This is a genomic window from Nitrosomonas oligotropha (assembly GCF_900106555.1).
GTDB lineage: Bacteria > Pseudomonadota > Gammaproteobacteria > Burkholderiales > Nitrosomonadaceae > Nitrosomonas > Nitrosomonas oligotropha_A.
Map to the genome: position 1 here is coordinate 20,882 of NZ_FNOE01000021.1, position 21,764 is coordinate 42,645.

The following is a 21,764-nucleotide window of genomic DNA, read 5'->3' on the forward strand; positions in this document are numbered from 1 at the left end:
TCATGGGATTGCAGTGCGCGTGCTAATGCGTTGAAATGACCGTGCCATCCAGCGCATTGATCAGAACCATATGGACTGTGCCTTGGTTGCTGAGAATTTTGATGCGGTAAGTATGATCGGTCTGATTGATCGCCAGCACGCGGCCTTTGAAATGTTGCTGCGCGATGATGATCGCCCGCTGCTCCGTGATGCTGGTAGCCGGATCGTTTTGCGTGGGATGTTCATTGGCCGCACTATGCCTGCCAGCTGTCGCGGGCGTGAATGCACTGATCGCTAGCAGTGCAATGATTGAAATTTTCCACCATCTATTCATAAACAACAATCCCATACGTTGGAGGTAGAAATCAGGCTGGCAACAGGTATAGTATTTTCATGCCTGTTACCAGTCACAACGCGCGTCAGAAGCGTATCATAAAGTCCATATTTCCGGTATTAATGCCCATCATCATTTGCGGAGGGACAACGTATACCGGTGCTGGGTAGTAATTATAGTTGTATTGCGCTGGCGGATAATATCCGCGTGGCTGGCTATAGCCATAATTGTATCCGCCGCCGATGAAATGCTGGTGGTGCCGGTGATGCCCGTGGTCATGGTGATGATGGTGGTGGCGATGATGACCTCTGCCCGCTTGCGCGAGCGATGGGGCGGCCAAGGTGGCGGCTAAACACACGGCAAGCATAAGACCAGATAATTTTATTCTTTGGGTTTCCATTTTTATTCTCCTTTCAGTTGTTCGTTTCAGGTGTCCCTGATGGAGCCAATGTACGCCGGTTTGTCTGAATGAAAACTGAATGGAGAAAGTAACGAGCTGAATGATGCTTGGATTACTCGGCAACGCTCGTGAGTAGAATGTTTGAACATTGATCGCCGTCTTTTTTCATAATCTCCCTAAAACGGTAAGATGAAATCCAGCGAAAATAGAATCTGATCCTTATTGCCGGAAAACGGCCGGTAGGCCGCTGTTTTATACGCATCGACCCGGTCGTAGCGGATGTTTGAGCGGATATTCAATTTTTTGATCAAATCCCATTGGATTTTAAGTGTTCGGGCTATTTTCCAGTTGAAACCGGCAGTAAAGTTATAGTAGTCGGCGGGTGCAATCGTTACACTATTGATGTTACCAGCGTAACTGGCGGGTATGCCGTTGACGTTGGTGGTGGCGGCTGCAACACGGAATGGCGAAGGATTGCGGAAGCCGTCTTGATCGCGGAACCATTCGCCGCGTATGCCGACCGATACGTTATCGGTGAGGTCGTGATATAAATGTGCAATTGCGCTGAACCATTCGGCGTCTTTGACGACGTTGGCGTATTTGGGATTGTTCAGCAAAACACCGCCGGCATGACCATAGACATGGTGCAGGACTATCTGAGTCCGCGGCGTGATCTTGTGTTGCAGTACGACATTATAAAATCCCCATATTTCGCTGCTTTGTTCCGAAGTTTTGCCATAAGTGCCGGAAAGATGGAACGAGGTTGCGTTATCGTCGCTGGTCCAGGTGAGACCGGTAATGCCGTTCCAGTTTCCCAACTGCTTATCCCAACCTGCGTCCCACCCGCCGTTGGCGCTGCCGGTGAGCGGGCCGGCCAGAATCAGCCAATTGGAATTGATTTTGTAATTGAAGAGTACGCCGGTGTGCGTGAATGGTTCGCCGATATTTAATGTATACGCACGCGTATAAAAGAAATTATCGGGTGCCGGAACGGTCTCAAAGCCAGTCGGTGTATAGAAATGACCAAGCTTGATATTAAGACCGTTGCCGATCGGCACATAAGCTTCTAAGAATGCTTGTGGTAAGGCGATACCGTATGTGCGTGTGGAAGTGCAGCATAAATTAAGATCCCAGTTACTTCTTTTCAAGGATTCACCAGTATTGACATCGAACGCTGGTACGCCGAAGGCTTGAGTAAAAATGGCATCGGTACCGAACATGAAATCAAAGCGTCCGCCGAGATCCCATTGATTGCCTGCGGATACTACCGGGCGGCGCATGAACAGATTCAATTGGTTTAACTGAAAGCGGTTGGCTTGATCGGCAAAAATGACCGGACCGTTAAATCCGCCCGATTGACTCGGATTGAACGTGGCGCCACCATGGACCCAACCACCGAATTCCAGTTTTTTATATGACAGGAATTTTCTCAGTTCATTGGCATAGAGATTTTCAGTATCCATGAAAAAAGCGGAAAAATAACAAGCAATGGTTAACAATAACCATTTTGAATATATCGAACGGCCTTGCATTGGGAAGGTGTGTGTTTTAAAAAGATTTAATCGGTAACGTGTGATTCCGGAGTCAATGGGAAGCGGTATTTCTGACACGATGTTCCCGATGTTGCTTCAGCATGACAAGATTACGGCTACTCCAATTCAACAGGGCGCTCATTATAGCCACAAAGTGCGCATTGATAAATCAAGAACCGGTGTATTTAAAGAAAGCGCAACCAGCTGTGCGGATGCTGCCATTTCAGCGTGCGGTACGCGCGGCAGATGGGGTACAGGATGATCAGCACCAGCAGCGTGATTGCGTAAGTTTGTTCCAGGCTGCCGCGTTCGAACAGGGGTTTCAGGGCCGTTAATATGGCGAAGTGCGCGAGGTAGAAGAATAGAGCGGTTTGACCGAATACCAGCACCGGGTTGTTGCGATGGATGGTTTTGTTGAACGATTCCAGCCGCATCAGCAGCGACAGCACGATGGCCATCAAACCCAGTTCCAGCAGCGTATAAACTAGGCTGGGCGGGTATTTGCTGACGTGCAGCCAGTCGATCAAGGTGTTGCCTTCGAGGTGCATGAACAGGTTGCCGTAGCCGTCGTGGCCGCGGATGATGACGAACAGCGTCAACGCAAACCATCCGGCGGTCATCAGTACGCGCTGCGGTTGCCAGGAGGCGGAGGGATGGACGATGAACCGTTCGCCGAATGCCCAACCGAGCATCATCATGCCGAGCCACGGCAGAGCAGGGTAGAGCACGGTGTAAGTTGCGCCAAAATCCGGCGCGAACGTGAGCGCGAGCCAAAGCGGCACGTCGTCGCCCGGTTGCCACAGCAGCGTCAGCAGGAATTCACCACCCGCGATGATCAGAACCGCCAACCAGAAAACCGTACCTGCACCGAGACGTTGCAGGTAGACCATCAGCATCATGCTGATGCCGATGGCGTACAGCACTTGCAGCACCGGTTTGCCGCCGATCAGCGAGAACAGCACGATGTCGAGCAGCGCGATAAATGCGCCGCGTAGCAATAACTCACGGTCGATGATGGCGTCATTCATGCCTTGTTGCTGCCGCTGGAAATTGCTGATCGCGATCGAAGTACCGGCGAGGAATAGAAACGTCGGTGCGCAGATATGCGTGATCCACCGTGTGAAAAATTGATCGGCGGCGAAGCGGGTGCCGGGTTCAAACAGTAATACAGAGTCGGCGAAAATGCGTTGACTATTGAAAAACCACGAAGCGTGGTCGAGCGCCATTAGGATCATGACAATGCCGCGTAGCCAGTCGATGGCGGCGATGCGTGGCGCGGTGGAATCGAGTGGCATGGTTGCGGATAAGGCAGTATTACAGCAGAACCAGATTGTTCCTGTGAATCAGTTCCGGTTCATCCACATAACCCAGAATCGTTTCGATTTCGCTGCTGGGTTGTTTGAGGATTTTTTGCGTTTCCACTGCGCTGTAGTTGATCAAGCCGCGCGCGATTTCACGGCCTTCTTCGTCCAGGCAGGAAACCGTTTCGCCACGTTCGAATTCACCATTGACGCCAGTCACGCCAATCGGCAGCAAGCTTTTGCCGTCATCGATCAGGGCTTTGACCGCGCCAGGGTCAAGCGTGACGTAACCGCGCACTTGCAGATAGTCGGCCAGCCATTGTTTGCGCGCCGCCAGTACCGGCAATTTCGCGACGAAACGGGTGCCGATAGCTTCGTCGCGGCTTAGGCGCACCAGCACGTTGTCTTCATGCCCGGAGGCGACAATCGTATCCGCGCCGCTGCGCGCCGCGCGCTTGGCCGCGATCACTTTGGTTTGCATGCCGCCGCGGCTGATGCTGCTGCCGACGCCGCCGGCCATTTTTTCCAGCGCCGGATCGCCGGCGTGGACTTCGGGTAACAATTTCGCGTTGGGATCCTTGCGTGGATCGCTGGTGTACAAACCGGCTTGATCGGTCAAGATCACTAGCGCATCGGCTTCGACCAGGTTTGTGACCAGCGCCGCCAGCGTGTCATTGTCGCCGAAACGGATTTCGTCAGTGGCGACGGTGTCGTTTTCGTTGATGATCGGGATGATGTTCAGTTTGAGCAGCGTGGTCAGCGTCGAGCGGGCGTTCAGATAGCGTTTGCGGTTCGACAGATCTTCGTGCGTCAGCAGTACTTGCGCGGTTTGCAGACCGTATTGCGAGAAGCTGGACGCATAGGCTTGCGCTAATCCCATCTGGCCGACAGCGGCGGCGGCCTGCAATTCGTACAGCGCGGTCGGGCGGTTTTCCCAGTTGAGCCGCTGCATGCCTTCGGCGATTGCGCCGGAGGAAACCAGGATGATGTCCTTGCCCATTTGCTTGAGCGCGGCGATTTGCGCCGCCCAACCGGCCAGTGCGGTATGGTCGAGCCCTTTGCCTTGATTGGTGACCAGGCTGCTGCCCACTTTGATGATGATGCGGCGTGCTTGCTTTAACATGGATTCGCTAGTTCGTCTTCCGGAGTAGGGTCTTCAGGCTGCGGCGGCAGGTGTTGCTCCAGATAGTCCATGATGGCATACGTCAGGAGCTGGCAGCCTTCGCCGGTCAATGCCGAAATGATAAAGTATTTGTCTTGCCAGCCCATCTTTTTGACAAATGCTTGGCAAATCTCGTCGCGTTGGTCTTGCGGCATCATGTCGGTTTTGTTCATGACCAGCCAGCGCGGTTTTTGATACAGCGCTTCGTCGTATTTCTTCAATTCTTGTTCCAGTGCGCGCGCTTCGTGCACCAGATCGGTTTCTTCGTTTGGCGGCATCATGTCGATGACGTGCAGCAACAACCGGGTACGCGCCAAGTGTTTTAAAAAGCGGTGACCCAGTCCCACGCCTTCGGCCGCGCCTTCGATCAATCCCGGAATATCGGCCATGACGAAACTACGGTTCTGGTCGACGCGTACCATGCCGAGGTTAGGATGCAGCGTGGTGAACGGGTAGTCGGCTACTTTCGGGCGTGCGGCGGATACCGCGCGGATGAGAGTGGATTTTCCGGCATTTGGCATGCCGAGCAAGCCGACGTCGGCGAGCACCTTGAGCTCCAGTTTCAACTCGAGTTCCTGACCGGGTTCACCGAAGGTAAATTGCCGCGGTGCGCGATTGGTGCTGGATTTGAAGTGCAGATTGCCGATGCCGCCGTTGCCGCCTTTGGCTAAAAGCACTTTTTGCTGGTCATGCACCAGATCGGCGACGACTTCATCCGTATTGATGTCCTTAATCAGCGTGCCAACCGGCATGCGCAGGATGATGTCTTCGGCGCCTTTACCATAGCGATCCGAGCCTTGCCCGCTTTGGCCATTCTTGGCCCGATGAATGCGGGCGAAGCGGTAATCGATCAAGGTGTTGATGTTGCGGTCGGCTACGGCGAATACGCTGCCGCCCCGGCCGCCATCGCCGCCATCGGGCCCGCCCTTGGGGATATATTTCTCGCGCCGGAAGCTGGCGACGCCATCACCGCCTTTGCCCGCCAATACCTGGATAACCGCTTCGTCTATGAACTTCATAAGTAATTGGCTAATAATTCCTTGCTGTTTTTACGGCATCCTGCAAACAAAAAAGCCCCATCGTTTGCGACAGGGCTTTTTAAGTAAATCAGGTGTATTTTTTTATGCAGGTATTACGCTTGCTACTTTGCGTCGTAATGCACCCTTGATACTGAAATTCACTGTTCCCGTCACTTTGGCAAATAAAGTATGATCTTTGCCGATGCCGACATTCTCTCCCGGGTGAACCTGCGTGCCGCGTTGTCTGATGATAATCGATCCGGCTGAGATCAATTCACCGCCGTAGCGTTTAACACCAAGCCGTTTTGAATGTGAATCGCGTCCGTTTCTGGAACTTCCGCCCGCTTTCTTATGTGCCATTTATTGCTCCTTAAGCCTTAAGCTGAAATAGCGGTGATTTGTATTTCAGTATAATTCTGCCGGTGACCTTGATGCTTTTGGTAGTGTTTCCGACGGCGCATCTTGAAGATGCGGATTTTGTCGTGACGGCCTTGACCAAGAACCGTCGCACTGACTTTGGCGCCACTGACAAGCGGTGTGCCCACGGACACTTTGTCACCATCAGCCACCATTAATACCTGATCGATAACAAGCTCACTGCCATTTTCCACTTGCAGTTGCTCCACCTTCAGTTTCTCACCCACTTGAATTCGATACTGTTTACCGCCGGTTTTTATGACCGCATACATATTTAACTCCATGCTTCCCTTTTACAGAACCGCGAATTATACATAAATAGCCTTTGATTGTGGTGGAAAATTTCATGCAATTTATCATTATGCTTGACACTTGGGCATCGTCATTCCTAACATAGCGTTTTCTACAAGGTATTATTGTGTCAATCGAAAATATTAGAAGCTTCATCGCGCAAGACATGAACATCGTTGACGATGTGATCCGCGCAAAATTGCACTCTCATGTCCTTCTGATTCGCCAGGTTAGTGAATATATAATTAATAGCGGAGGTAAGCGGCTACGCCCTGCATTGGTGATTTTATCGGCAGGCGCGTTTGGTTATAAGGGTGAATTTCATTACAACCTCGCGGCGGTTGTCGAGTTTATCCATACCGCTACTCTGTTGCACGATGATGTGGTCGATGAGTCGGAATTACGGCGCAATAGAGAAACCGCCAATGCATTGTTTGGTAATGCCGCCAGTGTTCTGGTAGGGGATTTTCTTTACTCCAGAGCATTCCAAATGATGGTGGAAGTCGACAACATGCGCGTAATGCAGGTCTTGGCGGATGCCACCAATACGATTGCCGAAGGAGAGGTCCTGCAGTTGCTCAATTGCCGCGATCCGCAAGTAACGGAAGAAAACTATCTGCAAGTGATACGTTATAAAACCGCCAAGTTGTTTGAAGCCGCAAGCCGGTTGGGTGCGATTCTCGGCGGTGCGACGCCGGAAGAAGAAAATGCCATGTCGATTTACGGTATGCATTTGGGTACAGCATTTCAATTGATTGACGACATGCTCGACTATACCGGCAACAATCAAGATATCGGAAAGAATCTGGGTGACGATTTGGCCGAAGGAAAACCAACGCTGCCTCTAATTTATGCCATGCGTGTGGGTACCCCGGAACAAGCCGGCGTTATCCGCAGAGCGATTGAAAATGGCGGGGAAGAGGGTTTCCAGCCCGTCCTTGATGTGATTCAAAAAACCGCAGCACTGGATTATGCGCGGAAATGCGCCGAGGCTGAAATTGTAACCGCAACGGCTGCGATAGCTTCCTTGCCGGATTCGGAAAACAAAAAATGCCTTATGCAATTGGCGGATTTCGCAATTACACGCAATCATTAATTAAGAAACATGAGAAGTTGTGTTGATTAACCCGTAACCACCTGGTTGATTTTGAAGGAAGTGTTTTTTCTCTTCTATCGATCGGGCTTGTGTCAAATACGGTATTTGCAACGCAACACTTCTCTGTGTTTCCACTCCTGAGTTTTATCCGCTGCCCCATCAAAATTATTTTGATCTGATCAAATTATTATTTTATATTCCATTGATAGGGAATAAAACCCCGGTTAATCGATCATTTGCCACGGTAAAAAATTGCTATGCTGATCCGGCTGTGGCAATTAAATCCCGATTGGTATGTGATTAATACGCTGCAATGCGAATGTAATATACTCAATAAATCAGATTGATGCCATACAGGAAGTATCAGAAATCAATATGGGTAAATTAATTTTTTACGTGCTGATCGCACTGCTGATTTATTGGATAATCAAAAGCCGCCGGCCCAAGCAGGAAGAGCATGAAGCTTCATCGGAAGCTGTTGAGGATATGGTGAATTGTGCGCAATGCGGTGTTTATCTGCCGAAAAGTGAAGCTATCCATAGCCATACTAAATATTTTTGTAGTCACGAACATTGTAACTTGTATATGAAATCTTCAACTTGAGCTGATTTTTGTGTCAACTTCACTATACCCATCACTACATAAACATTCATTATCTTTGCCGCTTGAATCAGGCATAACGGCGGCGGATTTTACCGGTCAATACTGGCGTTCTCTCTATTATTTCAATTGCTTTCGCTTTGCGATCGGCAGCGGTCTATTGATTGTTTCATGGCAATCCGAATTCGCTAGCCTTGGTTCCTACCACTATCAGCTGTTTTTATATGCCGGCATTGGCCATGTGCTTTTCAGTGGCCTGTTCATGCTGCTGATCAGATTGCGATTGCCTGGTTTTAACCGGCAACTGGCGATTCAGGTCATCAGCGATATCGCGTTTTTCTCGCTGATGCTTTATGCCAGTGGCGGCTTGCAAAGTGGTTTGGGTGTTTTATTACTGGTGTCGCTGGCTGGAGCGGGTCTTATCAGCCGGGGGCGCTTGGCGCTGTTTTTTGCTTCTATTGCGACTATCAGTCTGCTGCTGCAGGAAACGTACTCCTTATGGACGATCGATCATTACGCTGCGCAATATTCGCAGGCCGGCTTACTGAGCATGGCGTATTTTGCCGTTGCTTGGCTGGCGCATCGATTGGCCAAATATACCTTGGCCAGTGAGCAGCTGGCCAAAGAACGCGGCATCGATCTGGCGAATATGGCGCAAGTCAATCAATTGGTTATTCAAGACTTGCAGGAAGGGGTATTGGTTGTCGATCAATATGGTTATATCCGGCAGCGCAATGCCTATGCGGAGCGGTTATTTGATCTGAATTCATCTGCGGATAAAGCGGAACGGCTCAAATTATCCGATTGTATACCCGAGTTGGCCAACCGGCTTACCAGCTGGCAGGGTGACAGCAGTATCAGTTTCGATTTGCTGCGCTTAGCCCATAGTAATGCCCTGGTGCGGACGCGTTTTCTTCCAATACAAGCGGATTCCCGCAACGGTGTTGTTATTTTCCTCGAGGATATGGGGCGCATACAGGCGCAGTTACAGCAATTAAAACTTGCTGCCTTAGGGCGCTTGACCGCTAACATCGCGCATGAAATCCGTAATCCGCTGTCCGCTATCAATCACGCGGCTGAACTGCTGGAAGAAGAGCAGCTTGAGAGCAATACAGATCCGCGCCTTGTACGCATCATTTGTGATAATACCCGGCGTTTAAACAAGATCGTCCAGGATGTGCTGCAGCTAAACCGCCGTAATATTGCAAAGCCTGATTTGATTGATTTGCATGAGTTTATGGGAAAATTTCTGGAAGAGTTTTGTCATGCGGAAAGAATGGACAGAAATGCGTTCGTGTTGAGAAGTCTCAACCATCACTGGGTAAGTTTTGATCGCGATCACTTGAATCAGGTGCTCTGGAATTTATGCCGCAATGCGTGGAGACACTGCTGCAAACAGGCGGATAGCGTTCGCATCGAATTATCCGTAGCGGCCAATGAAAATAATGTCTACTTGGATATCGTGGATGATGGTCCAGGTATCGATCCGCAGCAGGTGAAGCAGATTTTTGAGCCGTTTTTTACCACGGCTGCCGGAGGTACCGGTCTGGGTTTATACATTGCGCGTGAATTGTGCGAAACCAATCAAGCCTCATTGGATTACATTGAGGGTCCCAGCGGCGGACATTTCCGTATTATTTGCCAAAGTAATCAATCATGTCTGTAGATAGCGAACGATCTGTCAATTCCCATAGAAAAACCGCTTCTCCGCATATTCTGATTGTGGATGACGAACCCGATATTATCGAGTTGCTTGAATTAACGCTGGCTCGCATGGGAATGGATGTTTCCAGTGCGCAGTGTATTGGCGACGCCAAGCAGTTGCTGCAATCCCGGCAGTTTCAGTTATGTTTGACCGATATGCGTTTGCCGGACGGAGATGGGCTGGAGTTGGTTAAATATATTGCACAGCATTGCGCGGACTTGCCGGTCGCCGTGATCACTGCACATGGCACCACGGAAAATGCCGTGGCTGCGCTTAAAGCTGGTGCTTTTGATTATTTGCCCAAACCGGTTTCGTTAAAACAATTGCGGGATCTGGTCAAATCGGCCTTGAGCCTGCCGCCGATGCAGACTGAATCGGCAGTGCAAGTCAGTCAGCGTGTGTTATTAGGTGAATCCGCGCCAATGCTTCAGCTGCGCGCAACGATTGATAAACTTTCCCGAAGTCAGGCTGCGGTTTACATCAGCGGTGAATCCGGTAGCGGAAAGGAACTGGCGGCCAGAATGATTCATGAGAGGAGTGCGCGTCACACACAGCCTTTTGTCGCCGTCAATTGCGGTGCGATCCCGGAGAATTTGATGGAAAGCGAGTTTTTCGGCTATAAGAAGGGTGCCTTTACCGGTGCGGAAAAAGATCATGACGGTTTTTTTCTGGCAGCGAATGGCGGTACTCTGTTTTTGGATGAGGTCGCCGATTTGCCATTGACGATGCAGGTCAAACTGCTCAGGGTGATACAGGAAAAGCAAGTCAGGAGAATCGGTGAGACACAAGAGAAAAGTGTCGATGTGCGCATCATTAGCGCCACACATAAAAAACTCAACCTGTGCGTCGAAACCGGGCAATTCCGCCAGGATTTGTACTACCGGCTGAATGTGATTGAGTTGAATATGCCGGTGCTACGGGAAATGCGCGAAGATATTCCGCTGATTGCGGAAGCTGTGCTGGTCAAGCTATGCCGGGAAGCGGGGCGGTCAGCTTGTAGTTTGAAGAAAGATGCGCTGGCTTTGCTCAAGAGCTACGATTATCCAGGCAATGTGCGTGAGCTTGAAAATATACTGGAGCGAACACTTGCGCTGTGTTTTGACACGGAAATCGGAAAAGAAGATTTGCAGTTACCGCATAAAGCAAAAGAGACTCCACAAATTGCCACGATCAGGCTCCCCACCGATCTGGAGCAGAGCCTGCCGCTGCAGGATTTTCTCGATAGACTGGAGAAAGATTCCATCGTCAAAGCATTGAATGAAAACCGGTACAACCGCACAAAAGCGGCCAAGACTCTGGGGATTACAGTGCGCTCGCTGCGTTACCGGATGGAGCGGTTAGGGTTGAATGAAAGAGCGTAACGGATTAAATCCTTTTCTCAAGTGAGAAGACGAAATGATTGCCGCCAGTGCCGCTCAATTGGTGCTGTAAGGTGATTATGTATTAGCAGCTTGGGATATTACTGATTGGACCAGTATTTGAGTATTCTGTCTTTATCGAAGTACAAGTAAGTTCCGGTTCCAATGCCAACGAAATCAGATCCAACAATGACGGAGTCCGCCCCGGGAATATGATATTCCCAGGTGTCTCCACTCGAACTTTTGCGGGTTCTATAACACCACTTGCAAGGAGATCCCCAGGAAGCGATGACCTGTTCTTGTGTCATGCCTACGGCAAGTTCTTTAAGATCGATCGCTCTGCGTATTTCTTCCGGCAGATTGCTGTCTGCTAATACTTCCTGCCGGATGCGATTATCTTTTACTGCGCTACATCCACTCAGTATTAGGACTGTTGCTATTACTGTAATAGCGAGTCTTTTATTCATAAAGAAAATCATCCCTAGTTGGATCAAGTATCGGATTGGCGATTTGAGGCTTCATACTGAAATATGGAGCGGTTTTTTATTATATGACGATTAATGTTGAAGCCTTTTTAAATTGAATAATTAACAGTATGATAGTTTAAAAATTTCAAAGGAATATTTTTAATGATGCACACAATATCCAAATTTGCCTTGCTTGTTGTTCTGTCATTACTTTTTTCGTTTCAAGCGCATGCGCGTGAAGCAATAACTGCTGATGTTTATTTTAACAGGGCCGGCACGAAGATTCTAAGCGGTGTTGCTAATGTAGCTACCGGGTGGATGGAATTGCCGAAAAATATCTCTTTATGGAGCCAAAGAGATCAAAATGCATTGATTGGTGTTACTGAAGGATTGCTATGGGGTGTTTTTCATACGGTTGGCCGTACGGGCAATGGTGCATTGGATCTGGTGACTTTCTGGTTGCCCACTTATCCGATTCCGGATCCGCTGTTTGTCTGGGATGATTTCTCGAAAGAATCGGAATATTACGGTTGGCGGATGGGGCGGTGATTTTTAACTAACGTATATTGTTCGTTTCAGCTTGGAGAAGAAGTACATACACGTTCTGGATTTTTGCGTATACGGTTTAGCAAACCACTTTTCTGGTTTGACTGGATTTAACAGCGGGATTATGTTTTTACTGTGATTCAACTGCAAATCCATGGAAAACAAAACGGGAGCTTAGGCTCCCGTTTTGAATGGAATCGAAATAATTATCTTGCCAATTATTTTCTGCGACGTGCCGAGAATCCTAGCAGACCCAAACCAATCAGCAACATAGCGTAGGTTTCTGGTTCTGGAACGGGCGAGACGTACCAAGCAGAATTTGGCGAGAAGCTTGTGCCTTGCACATGCAAAGCCAGCTCTCCGTTAATTGGGAGATGCGAGCTGCCTAATCCAAAAGCATCCCATGAAACTGTTTCCCCAGTTTTAAGCTTATCGCTTCCACGGCCAAAATCATATCTAAAATCAAAGCTACCGCCGGGGCCGCCACCGGGGTTTTTGCTAACAGTACTCACACCGCCGCCGGGTACTACTGTTACAGAGCTTGGCGTTAAGCCATCAACTGCCATTGCACCAACGAACGCACCAGAGCCAAATGCACTTAAATTAATATTGTGGAGAAAGAATGACCAGTGTCCGCCACCAAGATCATTAATATCCAAATCTGCAAGGTGCACCGCTGCGGGGCCGCCACCGGATAGCAGGTTCCCAAAATGGTAGGTTGCTGCTTGAGCACCGCTTCCGATAACAAAAGCACCTGTTGTGATAATGGACAGTGCCAGTTTTTTTAACATCATTTTTACTACCTCCCAGAAAATTCTTAAATCAGGTCGTCTTGTGTCACTTCTATCCATCGAACAATCAACACATCTTCCTGCTGGCGCTAACAATAACCGCGGGAGCAATCGAACACAATAGATCACTTCTCCTGATTTACTAGGATTCTTGTCCTAAGTAAAATCAATGCTCATTCAATGAGTGTTAGTAAGATAGTGTTTTTTGAATAGGACACAACCTGAAGCGGTGAGTTTGCTATGGATGCAAAGCATAAACGCTTGCATCAGCTTTCATCGTACTTATAAAACAAAAAAGCACTTAGGATTTTATTCGCTAAGTGCTTGATATATCTGGTTGCGGGGGCAGGATTTGAACCTACGACCTTCGGGTTATGAGCCCGACGAGCTGCCAGACTGCTCCACCCCGCGTCAGGAGCGGGATTATAGCACAAGCAAACACGGGCAGGTCAATGAACATTGATTGCAGTCTTTTTAGATTGGGAGAATTTAATTCAACACTGCGACAAATGATTGTTCCATCGGGTTTGTTTATGCCGCTGCCAGGCAATTTCTTTTTTGATGGCGGTATCAATAATTTGCAGGACATTGCCAACGTTAACAGGTTTGTTTTGTTGTTTAACGGTTCCGGTTAGGCGCGCCTGAGGTAACTTTCCGCGTTGATAGTATGACCATATTTCCGCCGCATAGTCGGATTGTGCTAATTCCGGTGCAAAGCGGCTCAAAAATGTCGTCAGGTTATCGATGTCGCGTTTGATCATATGGCGCGCTTGGAAATTACTGGCTGCGTTAACGGCCTGGGGCAGGTCAATGATTACCGGACCTTGGCTATCGACCAGTACATTGTATGGCGATAAGTCGCCGTGAACGATCCCGGAGCACAGCATGGTGACAATTTGCTCGATTAAAATTTTGTGATAGGTGCGCGCTTGTTTCGGTGTCAGTATTAGATCATTCAATCGCGGTGCTACATTTCCGCCCGCATCGGTAACCAGCTCCATCAAGAGCACGCCGGAGAAAAAGTTATAGAATTTCGGTACGCGAATACCCGCCATTCCCAAACGGCAGAGCATGTCGACTTCGGTACTTTGCCAGGATTCTTCGCGCGCACTACGGCCATAATGACTGCCGTTCTCTATCGCACGGGCGCGGCGGCTGTTTTTAACTTTGCGTCCTTCGGTGTAGCAGGCGCGTTGATGGAAATTGCACTTGTTGCTTTCTTTGTATACTTTGGCGCAGCGGATTTGTTCACCACTGCGCACCATATAAATCATCGCTTCTTTACCGCTCATGAGCTGGCAAATCACGCTGTCAATCAAACCTTCTTCAATCAATGGTTCTAGTCGTTTAGGTGTTTTCATAGGGTTTATGCCGGCGCATGTTGTTACGATGCGCTTGTCATCCTCCTGAGGATAATGTAATTAATGTGCTATTCTCGCCGCGGCTATCGATACTCACCTGATTCGGAGTAACCACGTTAAGCAAATTGTAGGAAGAATGATTTCTTTTTGGAATGTGGCATATTGTCGCGCGGCAAATTGCCACATAACAATCGCAAAATGGGATACGGAAAATTTCTTCTAATTTCATCAATTCTATGAAAAAACCAGCGCTACGAGTTCACGCTAAATCGTTTAGAATAGCGCGGGAATAGATAGCTTAGCCGCCATATCTCGAAAATTCCGGGCGGCAGCGTTATGGTTATTGCCTTCACCATTCTCTGGGAGAAGTTTATGCAATCCGAAGAAGATTTGTTTACCCACCAGGATACGCTGGCGAATTTGCATGAAAATTTTCCGTTAACCGAGAAATTGCGTTTTCTGCATCAAATCATCCGCCAGGATTTTCCCTTTGTCGATCGTTTGGCGATCGCATTGTTCGACGAAAAAACGGAAATGCTCAAAACGTATACGCACAGTACCGAAGGCAACGATAGTCCGGTGACCACCTACGAGGCCCCGCTGAGCGCTGCACCATCGTTATTGGCCATCATCGAACACCGCCGTCCGCGCTTGGTGCAGGATCTGGCTATTTTTGCCAAAGGCACGCACGAACACACCAAACGGGTAGCCGCCACAGGTTATAAATCCAGCTATACCATGCCACTGTACCAAAGCGGCGCTTTTGTCGGTTTTTTGTTCTTTAATTCGCTGCAAGAACACCCCTTTGAACCGAAAGCGCTGCGCCAGATCGATATTTACGGCCACTTGATTGCGTTGATGGTGATCAATGAGCTTTCCGCCATACGCACCTTACTTGCCGCCGTGCGTGCGGCGCGCAGCATGACGCATTACCGCGATCTTGAAACCGGTTCGCACATCGACCGGACCGCACACTACGCTCGCCTGATCGCACGCGAACTTGCACCGAGTTATGGTATCTCCGATGAACAGATCGAACATATTTTTTTGTTTTCACCGATGCACGATGTCGGCAAAATCGGCATTCCGGATAATATCCTGCGCAAACCCAGCAGGCTGAACGAAGCAGAATTCGATATCATGAAAACGCATCCGGCGAAGGGGCGCGAGATCATCGATTCCGTGCTGGAAGATTTTGGTTTGGGCGCGTTTGGTCACACCAATATATTGCGCAATATCGCCGAGTTTCATCATGAAGCGGTCGACGGCAGTGGTTACCCGAATGGTTTGAAAGGCGAGGAGATCCCGATCGAAGCCCGCATCAGTGCGGTAGCCGATGTCTTCGATGCACTGACATCACGGCGATCGTACAAAGCACCGTGGAGTAATGAAAAAGCGTTCGGCATGTTGCGGCAAATGTCCAATTCCAAGCTGGATCAGGATTGCGTCGAAGCATTGATCAATAATGCCGCGAAAGTGCTGGAAATACAGCAGCGCTTTCGCGATATCGATTTGATGTAAAGACAAAAAGCGGAAAAATTTATGTGCTGGAACCGCCGCGTTTGATCCAGTGCTGTACCACCAAACTTCCCACCAGATCGCCCTCTACATTCACCATGGTGCGGAAAGTATCGAGTATCCGGTCAATCGGTAGCAAAATGGCGATGGCTTCGGCCGGCAGACCAACCGATTGTAGTACCATCACCATCGTTACCATGCCGGCGCTAGGGATGCCCGGCGCACCCATGGCTGCCAGCATCGCGGTGACGAATACGATCATCTGCTGCATCAAACTGAGTTCAACGCCCACCAGATTGGCGATGAACAATGCAGCAATCGCTTCGTACAGCGCCGTGCCATCCATGTTGACGGTGGCGCCGAGCGGGATGACAAATCCCGCGACATCGCGTTTGACATGCAAGTGCTGCTCGGCGCAGCGCAACGTAACGGGTAATGTTGCTGCACTTGAGCTGGTGGCAATTGCAGTGATCAATGCTTCACGCCCACCCAGCCAGAATTTATACGGTGTGACGCCGGTCATCAGGTAAAGGATTAATGGCAGCACGACCACACCGTGCAACAGCGTGGTGCCTAATACAACCGCCACAAACTTGATCATGACGGTTAACAGACCGGTATCCTGCGTGGCCACCAGTTGCAGCACCAATGCCATGATACCGAATGGCGCCAGCCGCATGATCCAGCCCACCAGCATCATGATCAATTCCAGGAATTCCTGCATCAAGGTCAGGATATTGCGGTAGCGTTCACCGCCTATGACCAGAGCAATACCCAGCAATAAAGCAAATATCACCACCGCCAGCACGTTACCTTGCGCCAGCGCGGCAATTGGGTTTTGGAACAATGAATGCAGGAAATGCGCGAAGAATTCCGGCAGCGACATCTGGGTGGCCTGAAAATCCTGCATCGCATCTTGAAACATCGCGATCTGCAATTCGCTGCCTGGCCGGAAAATATTGGCAGCCGTTAAGCCGAGCACGACCGCACACGCCATGGTCGACATAAAGAAAATCAGCGTGACTTGCCAGACGCGATTCATTTGCTGGTGTGAACGCAGATTCGCGACACCGACCACGATCGATGTGAAAACCAGTGGTATCAAAACCATGCGCAATAAATCGGTAAACAAGGTGCCAGCCAGTTTTGCGGCATACAATCCGCTCTGGCTGATCTCGGATTCCTGCTCCAGCATCGAGAACCATAAACCGAACAGAACGCCCAAAAGTGCGCCGAGCAGAATCTGATTGTTGAGTGATAACTTGTTCACAGGCGGTTTACACCCAGTCTTTTCCGATTAGAAAGTCTGTGTACAATTTGCCTTCCGGAGTATCGGCCGCCGGTTTCCAGTCGTAGCGCCATTTCACGATCGGTGGCAATGACATCAGGATGGACTCAGTGCGTCCGCCTGTTTGCAAGCCGAACAACGTGCCGCGATCCCACACCAAGTTGAATTCTACATAACGCCCGCGCCGGTACGCTTGAAAATCGCGCTCGCGTTCGCCGTACGGCGTGTCCTTGCGGCGTTCCAGAATAGGGCGGTACGCGTTGAGGAAGTTTTCGCCGACGTTGCGTGTGAGTTTGAAACAGGTATCGAAATCCGGCTGATTCAAATCGTCAAAGAAAACACCGCCGATTCCGCGCGGCTCTTTGCGGTGTTTCAGGAAGAAATAGTCATCGCACCATTTTTTCAGGCGCGGATAGGTATCGTCCCCAAACGGTTGTAACGCATTCTTGCAGGTTTGATGAAAATGGATCGCATCTTCCGCATAGCCGTAATAGGGCGTCAGATCCATGCCGCCGCCGAACCACCACACAGGGTCAGCGCCTTCCTTGCGTGCCTCGAAAAAACGCACGTTCATATGCACTGTCGGCGCGTAAGGATTGCGTGGATGCAGCACCAGCGAGACGCCCATCGCCTCAAACGAACGTCCAGCCAGTTCCGGGCGAGCCGCGGTAGCCGATGCGGGCAATCCCGCGCCATATACATGGGAGAAATTAACGCCGCCGCGCTCCAGCACATTGCCTTCTTCGACCACGCTGCTCATGCCGCCGCCGCCTTCCGGACGATCCCATTGATCGCGCTTGAATGGCTTGCCATCGACCTGCTCTATCCCTTTGACGATGCTGTCCTGCAAACTGATAAGAAACTCTTTCACTTGGGGTGTATTCATGCAAACTCCTGGTTCTAATGATATGAAAATGGCTCAAAACTCGCCTGTGCCGGACAATAACCGCATTTTAGCGCAGGTATAGCATGATGATGGCATTTCATTGTTGATACGCCTCAAGTTTGTGACTGATGGTTACCGCCGTTAGGCGATCAGCAAATTGCCAAAAAGCAGGGGTACGTATGATAGACTCGCACAATCTTTTTTAATACCCAAATAGCATCATATGTCTGGCAATACACTTGGCACGCTTTTTACCGTCACTTCGTTTGGCGAATCGCACGGTCCCGCAATCGGCTGCATTGTTGACGGCTGTCCGCCGGGGTTAGCCATTAGCACCGAAGAGATTCAACTCGAACTGGACCGGCGCAAACCGGGCACGTCGCGCCATGTTACGCAGCGGCGCGAATCCGATACCGTGGAAATCCTGTCTGGCGTGTTTGAAGGGCAAACCACCGGTACGCCGATTGCTTTGCTGATCCGCAACGAAGATCAGCGCAGCAAGGATTACAGCAAAATCATGGACACGTTCCGTCCCGGTCATGCGGATTACACCTACTGGCAAAAATACGGTATCCGCGATTACCGTGGCGGTGGACGCGCATCAGCGCGTGAAACGGCGGTCCGGGTCGCGGCAGGCGCGATTGCGAAGAAATGGCTACATGAAAAATATGGCATTGTCATTCGCGGCTATATGGCGCAACTGGGCCCCATTCAGATTCCTTTTAAGCAATGGGACGATGTCCAGCAAAACCCGTTTTTCGTCGCTGACAGCAGCTATACCGATCAACTGGAAACGTTCATGGATCAATTGCGTAAATCCGGCGATTCGGTCGGTGCAAAAATCAGCGTGGTGGCGCAAGGCGTGCCGGTCGGCTGGGGTGAACCGGTCTATGACCGGCTCGATGCCGAAATCGCTTACGCCATGATGAATATCAACGCGGTGAAGGGCGTGGAAATCGGCGCTGGATTCGCCAGCGTGACGCAGAAAGGCACGGAGCATTCCGACGAAATGACGCCGGACGGTTTCTTGAGTAATAACGCGGGCGGCATTCTGGGCGGTATTTCTACCGGACAAGATATCGTTGCGCATGTCGCCATCAAACCGACGTCCAGCATCCGCCTCGGACGGCATTCAATTGATAAAAATGGCGCTCCGGTTATCGTCGAAACGCATGGACGGCACGATCCCTGCGTTGGCATTCGCGCTACGCCGATTGTCGAAGCTATGCTTGCTTTGGTATTGATGGATCATGCTTTGCGGCATCGCGCGCAAAATGCCGATGTGAATTGTAAAACACCGAAAATTCCCGCTAGCGTGAATGGTGCATCAAGTGCTGTACCGGCAGCGCAAGCGCCATGCAAAGAAGACCCGGAACCGGAAGAAGATATGTAGCGGAAATTGCGCCCGGATGCAGTTTAATCTTGACAAGACTGGCCAAATACACGATCATCGCCCCCGCAAAAAGTAATTGTGATGATTGATAGAAAAATCGGCTTGACCGATTGCAGTTTGAAGGCATCGAATACAGCAGCAAAAACATAAGTTCGAATCCCGTGATTGCTTCAATCTGATATAATCTCCCGGTTGCTTAAACAAGCTGGAAGTAATTAGATTGTACAAAGCGCCCGTAGCTCAGTTGGATAGAGTACTTGGCTACGAACCAAGGGGTCGTGGGTTCGAATCCTGCCGGGCGCGCCATTCATTTCATCGAATATCTATTACAACTGCCAGTAAATGGATCTGTCTGTTTACTGCCGTTTTCCAAATGGCCAAGTAGCTCAGTCGGTAGAGCAGAGGACTGAAAATCCTTGTGTCGGTGGTTCGATTCCGCCCTTGGCCACCAATAAAATCAAGCGCTTAGTGAATAGAATCCTAAGTGCTTTTTTGTTTCTATTTTGTATGTCACCAGAATGTCACCGCCAACTTTCAACGCCAAGCAATAAAAAACCCGCCGAAGCGGGTTTGTGTAATTCAAGCGTAGCTGTATAAATAAGCAGTGAAGATCCACTAAAAGGGCGGCGTCAACCGACGAGCTGATCCAGTAGGAATATTGGAATTCTTTGGGGAAGGATCACTTGGAACTATTCCTGAAGGAAGCTGCATCTCTTCTTCTGCAGTTTTTACTTTTTCTGCCTTCTCTTTATCAATAACAAAGCCGGTTTTAAAATTTGGACCAATACTCTCTCTATCAACAAATTTATGGTTCGGATGAAAAGATTCATCGGAAGCTAATGCATTGCTTGCGAAAAAAACTGCACAAAAAATAATCGCTACCGTTAAAGTTTTTCTTTGAATCATGATTTTTCACCTTTTAAGTAGTTTAATACGACTAATAATAATGATCGCAAATCTCACCTATGTCTGTTCGGTAACATACATAGCTTTTTAATTACTTCTCTCTAAATTATCCTGTCGCTGCGGGTCTGTTCAAGCATTGTTCCAGTGACTTAATCATTGCGCCGTAATTTTCGTGTTCGGGTCTGATCATAAAAATATCTGGCATTTGATAAACCGCTTCAATTTTCAGGTAACGATCTGTTTCGATCTGATAAAGCAAAAATAGTGTCGCTTGCACTTCAAGCAATTTTTCCGCTGATAAGGTAACGCCATGCTCTTTTAGTGCTGTGTCCAAGCGGTTAACTTGGTTAAACCACAAATCGGGTACGGTATGTGTTAATGCTCTGCGAGCGGTTTCACTATCAAACGCTCGATCACCTCCTAGAATTTCAATTGAAACCGGTTTCGCTCTCTGGTTTCCGTCTATTCTCCATGACTTAGTTTGTGTTACGTCAAGATTCCGCTTGCGCCACTCAATCGCGCCTTGCAAGGAATCACAAGGCATCCCGCGCTTCTTAAGCCGGTTGCACATCTGCTGGCTGATGCCAAGAAACCCCGCAATCTCTTTGGTTTTTATTGTTATGTCACTCCATTTAAGAAACCCATCTCTAATTTTGGTCGACTAGAATTTGATTGGGAGCAGAATTGCCCTCATTAAAAAAAGTCTTTCCCAGGACCCATTTTATTCATGCCATTCGATCTGTGTAAACTTTTCTATAAACGCATGACCTGTTCCAGTCCAAGTTTCGGTCTCTTTATGCTCTTCATTATTAACGGTTACTAGGCATATATGATCTTGAATGAAGTCAACTGATGAGATTTTCCATATTACACCCCCATGTTTCTTCGTATACCTATCTCTTGATGAGATATCTAATTTGCTAGGCCATTCTTTCTTCTCGTAATTCATGATTTGAATCTCCTATTTTAATTAATCATTCAGACTTTCCAATTAGAGCCAGACTTTCTCTTGATATTACTCGTTACTAACATTAAGGAATTGTTTGTACAAGGTCAGTCACGCATAAAATCATTATTCACCTTCAATTCTTCAACGGCAAGTTGCATATCACTCCCATCCGGTTGCGGTTGCTCTTGGTGCCTACGTGGCTGGTGTAATCGTGGGTACAGTAATTCCATACATCCCATAAAATTAATTGATTCAGCGTAACCGGGCACTGTCTACACAGTCCCGGCTTTTCCTAGTTCACCCGCTTTGCTTTTCGTGCGCTGTTCAGATAATTAACCCAAGAGTTGCTATCCCTTTTGAGAGCCGTTATCAATGTTTCCCTGTCGCTCTCGTTGGCCATGCCCAATTGTGTCGCCAAATATTCCGATATTTCTCTTTTTTCTGCCCGAAGGTTTATAACTCCCA

23 protein-coding genes and 3 tRNA genes are annotated in these 21,764 nt (G+C 49.1%); 9 read left to right on the forward strand and 17 right to left on the reverse strand.

Annotated features, from left to right (window positions below; genetic code table 11):
* Positions 1-22: 22 nt before the first annotated feature.
* The 8 genes from BLU57_RS11165 to rplU form a co-directional block, all read right to left on the reverse strand.
* Positions 23-313, reverse strand: coding sequence for a PepSY domain-containing protein (locus BLU57_RS11165; protein ID WP_090320731.1), 291 nt, complete (start codon positions 311-313; stop codon positions 23-25).
* Between the two features lie 85 nt (positions 314-398).
* Complete coding sequence (locus BLU57_RS11170) at positions 399-713, reverse strand: hypothetical protein (protein ID WP_090320734.1); 315 nt, start codon at positions 711-713, stop codon at positions 399-401.
* A gap of 176 nt (positions 714-889) precedes the next feature.
* On the reverse strand, positions 890-2,176 hold the full coding sequence (locus BLU57_RS11175; RefSeq protein ID WP_256206255.1) for a porin: 1,287 nt from the start codon (positions 2,174-2,176) through the stop codon (positions 890-892).
* A gap of 254 nt (positions 2,177-2,430) precedes the next feature.
* Positions 2,431-3,540 carry an acetyltransferase domain-containing protein gene (locus tag BLU57_RS11180; RefSeq protein WP_090320740.1) on the reverse strand — a complete coding sequence of 370 codons (1,110 nt, stop codon included), beginning with the start codon at positions 3,538-3,540 and terminating at the stop codon, positions 2,431-2,433.
* Positions 3,541-3,559: 19 nt separating this feature from the next.
* Positions 3,560-4,669 (reverse strand): glutamate 5-kinase, encoded by a 1,110-nt coding sequence (gene proB, locus BLU57_RS11185; RefSeq protein WP_090320743.1) that lies wholly within the window; start codon positions 4,667-4,669, stop codon positions 3,560-3,562.
* On the reverse strand, positions 4,663-5,727 hold the full coding sequence (cgtA, locus tag BLU57_RS11190) for an Obg family GTPase CgtA (protein ID WP_090320746.1): 1,065 nt from the start codon (positions 5,725-5,727) through the stop codon (positions 4,663-4,665). The genes proB and cgtA overlap by 7 nt, the downstream gene beginning before the upstream one ends.
* A 102-nt stretch (positions 5,728-5,829) precedes the next feature.
* Positions 5,830-6,087, reverse strand: coding sequence for a 50S ribosomal protein L27 (gene rpmA / locus BLU57_RS11195; protein WP_090320750.1), 258 nt, complete (start codon positions 6,085-6,087; stop codon positions 5,830-5,832).
* A gap of 17 nt (positions 6,088-6,104) precedes the next feature.
* Positions 6,105-6,416 carry a 50S ribosomal protein L21 gene (gene rplU, locus BLU57_RS11200; RefSeq protein ID WP_090320752.1) on the reverse strand — a complete coding sequence of 104 codons (312 nt, stop codon included), beginning with the start codon at positions 6,414-6,416 and terminating at the stop codon, positions 6,105-6,107.
* 146 nt (positions 6,417-6,562) lie between these two features.
* Between rplU and ispB the strand changes: the two genes are divergently transcribed.
* From ispB to BLU57_RS11220, 4 genes are all read left to right on the forward strand, one after another.
* Entirely contained in the window at positions 6,563-7,531 is a 969-nt protein-coding gene (gene ispB, locus BLU57_RS11205; protein WP_090320755.1) for an octaprenyl diphosphate synthase, read from the forward strand.
* A 375-nt stretch (positions 7,532-7,906) separates the two neighbouring features.
* Positions 7,907-8,134 carry a PP0621 family protein gene (locus BLU57_RS16625; RefSeq protein ID WP_090320758.1) on the forward strand — a complete coding sequence of 76 codons (228 nt, stop codon included), beginning with the start codon at positions 7,907-7,909 and terminating at the stop codon, positions 8,132-8,134.
* Between the two features lie 55 nt (positions 8,135-8,189).
* Positions 8,190-9,797 (forward strand): two-component system sensor histidine kinase NtrB, encoded by a 1,608-nt coding sequence (locus tag BLU57_RS11215; RefSeq protein ID WP_256206256.1) that lies wholly within the window; start codon positions 8,190-8,192, stop codon positions 9,795-9,797.
* The gene (locus tag BLU57_RS11220; RefSeq protein ID WP_090320764.1) at positions 9,788-11,197 is read left to right on the forward strand and encodes a sigma-54-dependent transcriptional regulator; all 1,410 of its coding nucleotides are present in this window, start codon (positions 9,788-9,790) and stop codon (positions 11,195-11,197) included. The genes BLU57_RS11215 and BLU57_RS11220 overlap by 10 nt, the downstream gene beginning before the upstream one ends.
* Before the next feature lie 98 nt (positions 11,198-11,295).
* On the opposite strand, the gene BLU57_RS11225 is transcribed toward BLU57_RS11220, so the two are convergent.
* The gene (locus tag BLU57_RS11225; protein ID WP_090320766.1) at positions 11,296-11,661 is read right to left on the reverse strand and encodes a hypothetical protein; all 366 of its coding nucleotides are present in this window, start codon (positions 11,659-11,661) and stop codon (positions 11,296-11,298) included.
* 162 nt (positions 11,662-11,823) lie between these two features.
* Between BLU57_RS11225 and BLU57_RS11230 the strand changes: the two genes are divergently transcribed.
* Entirely contained in the window at positions 11,824-12,210 is a 387-nt protein-coding gene (locus tag BLU57_RS11230) for an exosortase system-associated protein, TIGR04073 family (protein ID WP_256206257.1), read from the forward strand.
* 215 nt (positions 12,211-12,425) lie between these two features.
* On the opposite strand, the gene BLU57_RS11235 is transcribed toward BLU57_RS11230, so the two are convergent.
* From BLU57_RS11235 to BLU57_RS11245, 3 genes are all read right to left on the reverse strand, one after another.
* Entirely contained in the window at positions 12,426-13,058 is a 633-nt protein-coding gene (locus BLU57_RS11235; RefSeq protein ID WP_256206258.1) for an FxDxF family PEP-CTERM protein, read from the reverse strand.
* Between the two features lie 274 nt (positions 13,059-13,332).
* Positions 13,333-13,409 (reverse strand) — tRNA-Met (locus tag BLU57_RS11240).
* A gap of 83 nt (positions 13,410-13,492) precedes the next feature.
* Positions 13,493-14,359: a PA4780 family RIO1-like protein kinase gene (locus tag BLU57_RS11245; RefSeq protein ID WP_090320769.1), complete on the reverse strand. Its 867-nt coding sequence runs from the start codon at positions 14,357-14,359 to the stop codon at positions 13,493-13,495.
* Between the two features lie 372 nt (positions 14,360-14,731).
* Here BLU57_RS11245 and BLU57_RS11250 point away from each other — a divergent pair, with 372 nt between their 5' ends.
* Entirely contained in the window at positions 14,732-15,880 is a 1,149-nt protein-coding gene (locus tag BLU57_RS11250; protein WP_090320772.1) for an HD domain-containing phosphohydrolase, read from the forward strand.
* A gap of 19 nt (positions 15,881-15,899) precedes the next feature.
* Here the strand turns inward: BLU57_RS11250 and BLU57_RS11255 are convergent, their stop codons facing one another.
* Complete coding sequence (locus tag BLU57_RS11255) at positions 15,900-17,147, reverse strand: dicarboxylate/amino acid:cation symporter (RefSeq protein WP_090320775.1); 1,248 nt, start codon at positions 17,145-17,147, stop codon at positions 15,900-15,902.
* A gap of 7 nt (positions 17,148-17,154) precedes the next feature.
* Positions 17,155-18,051, reverse strand: coding sequence for an oxygen-dependent coproporphyrinogen oxidase (gene hemF / locus BLU57_RS11260; RefSeq protein WP_090320778.1), 897 nt, complete (start codon positions 18,049-18,051; stop codon positions 17,155-17,157).
* Between the two features lie 223 nt (positions 18,052-18,274).
* Between hemF and aroC the strand changes: the two genes are divergently transcribed.
* From aroC to BLU57_RS11275, 3 genes are all read left to right on the forward strand, one after another.
* Positions 18,275-19,444 carry a chorismate synthase gene (gene aroC, locus BLU57_RS11265; RefSeq protein ID WP_090320781.1) on the forward strand — a complete coding sequence of 390 codons (1,170 nt, stop codon included), beginning with the start codon at positions 18,275-18,277 and terminating at the stop codon, positions 19,442-19,444.
* Positions 19,445-19,673: 229 nt separating this feature from the next.
* A tRNA-Arg gene (locus tag BLU57_RS11270) sits at positions 19,674-19,750 on the forward strand.
* A gap of 69 nt (positions 19,751-19,819) precedes the next feature.
* Positions 19,820-19,895, forward strand: a tRNA-Phe gene (locus BLU57_RS11275).
* 164 nt (positions 19,896-20,059) lie between these two features.
* On the opposite strand, the gene BLU57_RS11280 is transcribed toward BLU57_RS11275, so the two are convergent.
* From BLU57_RS11280 to BLU57_RS11290, 3 genes are all read right to left on the reverse strand, one after another.
* Positions 20,060-20,350, reverse strand: a complete 291-nt coding sequence (locus tag BLU57_RS11280) for a hypothetical protein (protein WP_090320784.1) — start codon at positions 20,348-20,350, stop codon at positions 20,060-20,062.
* 106 nt (positions 20,351-20,456) lie between these two features.
* The gene (locus BLU57_RS11285) at positions 20,457-20,879 is read right to left on the reverse strand and encodes a hypothetical protein (protein ID WP_143026971.1); all 423 of its coding nucleotides are present in this window, start codon (positions 20,877-20,879) and stop codon (positions 20,457-20,459) included.
* 192 nt (positions 20,880-21,071) lie between these two features.
* On the reverse strand, positions 21,072-21,299 hold the full coding sequence (locus BLU57_RS11290; RefSeq protein WP_090320790.1) for a hypothetical protein: 228 nt from the start codon (positions 21,297-21,299) through the stop codon (positions 21,072-21,074).
* Positions 21,300-21,764: the final 465 nt, after the last annotated feature.

Bases quoted from the DNA above. Each gene is read 5' to 3' on its own strand.
- BLU57_RS11165 (WP_090320731.1), bottom strand. From the start codon at position 313: ATGAATAGATGGTGGAAAATTTCAATCATTGCACTGCTAGCGATCAGT.
- BLU57_RS11170 (WP_090320734.1), bottom strand. From the start codon at position 713: ATGGAAACCCAAAGAATAAAATTATCTGGTCTTATGCTTGCCGTGTGT.
- BLU57_RS11175 (WP_256206255.1), bottom strand. From the start codon at position 2,176: ATGGATACTGAAAATCTCTATGCCAATGAACTGAGAAAATTCCTGTCA.
- BLU57_RS11180 (WP_090320740.1), bottom strand. From the start codon at position 3,540: ATGCCACTCGATTCCACCGCGCCACGCATCGCCGCCATCGACTGGCTA.
- proB (WP_090320743.1), bottom strand. From the start codon at position 4,669: ATGTTAAAGCAAGCACGCCGCATCATCATCAAAGTGGGCAGCAGCCTG.
- cgtA (WP_090320746.1), bottom strand. From the start codon at position 5,727: ATGAAGTTCATAGACGAAGCGGTTATCCAGGTATTGGCGGGCAAAGGC.
- rpmA (WP_090320750.1), bottom strand. From the start codon at position 6,087: ATGGCACATAAGAAAGCGGGCGGAAGTTCCAGAAACGGACGCGATTCA.
- rplU (WP_090320752.1), bottom strand. From the start codon at position 6,416: ATGTATGCGGTCATAAAAACCGGCGGTAAACAGTATCGAATTCAAGTG.
- BLU57_RS16625 (WP_090320758.1), top strand. From the start codon at position 7,907: ATGGGTAAATTAATTTTTTACGTGCTGATCGCACTGCTGATTTATTGG.
- BLU57_RS11220 (WP_090320764.1), top strand. From the start codon at position 9,788: ATGTCTGTAGATAGCGAACGATCTGTCAATTCCCATAGAAAAACCGCT.
- BLU57_RS11225 (WP_090320766.1), bottom strand. From the start codon at position 11,661: ATGAATAAAAGACTCGCTATTACAGTAATAGCAACAGTCCTAATACTG.
- BLU57_RS11230 (WP_256206257.1), top strand. From the start codon at position 11,824: ATGATGCACACAATATCCAAATTTGCCTTGCTTGTTGTTCTGTCATTA.
- BLU57_RS11235 (WP_256206258.1), bottom strand. From the start codon at position 13,058: ATGGATAGAAGTGACACAAGACGACCTGATTTAAGAATTTTCTGGGAG.
- BLU57_RS11245 (WP_090320769.1), bottom strand. From the start codon at position 14,359: ATGAAAACACCTAAACGACTAGAACCATTGATTGAAGAAGGTTTGATT.
- BLU57_RS11250 (WP_090320772.1), top strand. From the start codon at position 14,732: ATGCAATCCGAAGAAGATTTGTTTACCCACCAGGATACGCTGGCGAAT.
- hemF (WP_090320778.1), bottom strand. From the start codon at position 18,051: ATGAATACACCCCAAGTGAAAGAGTTTCTTATCAGTTTGCAGGACAGC.
- aroC (WP_090320781.1), top strand. From the start codon at position 18,275: ATGTCTGGCAATACACTTGGCACGCTTTTTACCGTCACTTCGTTTGGC.
- BLU57_RS11280 (WP_090320784.1), bottom strand. From the start codon at position 20,350: ATGATTCAAAGAAAAACTTTAACGGTAGCGATTATTTTTTGTGCAGTT.
- BLU57_RS11290 (WP_090320790.1), bottom strand. From the start codon at position 21,299: ATGAATTACGAGAAGAAAGAATGGCCTAGCAAATTAGATATCTCATCA.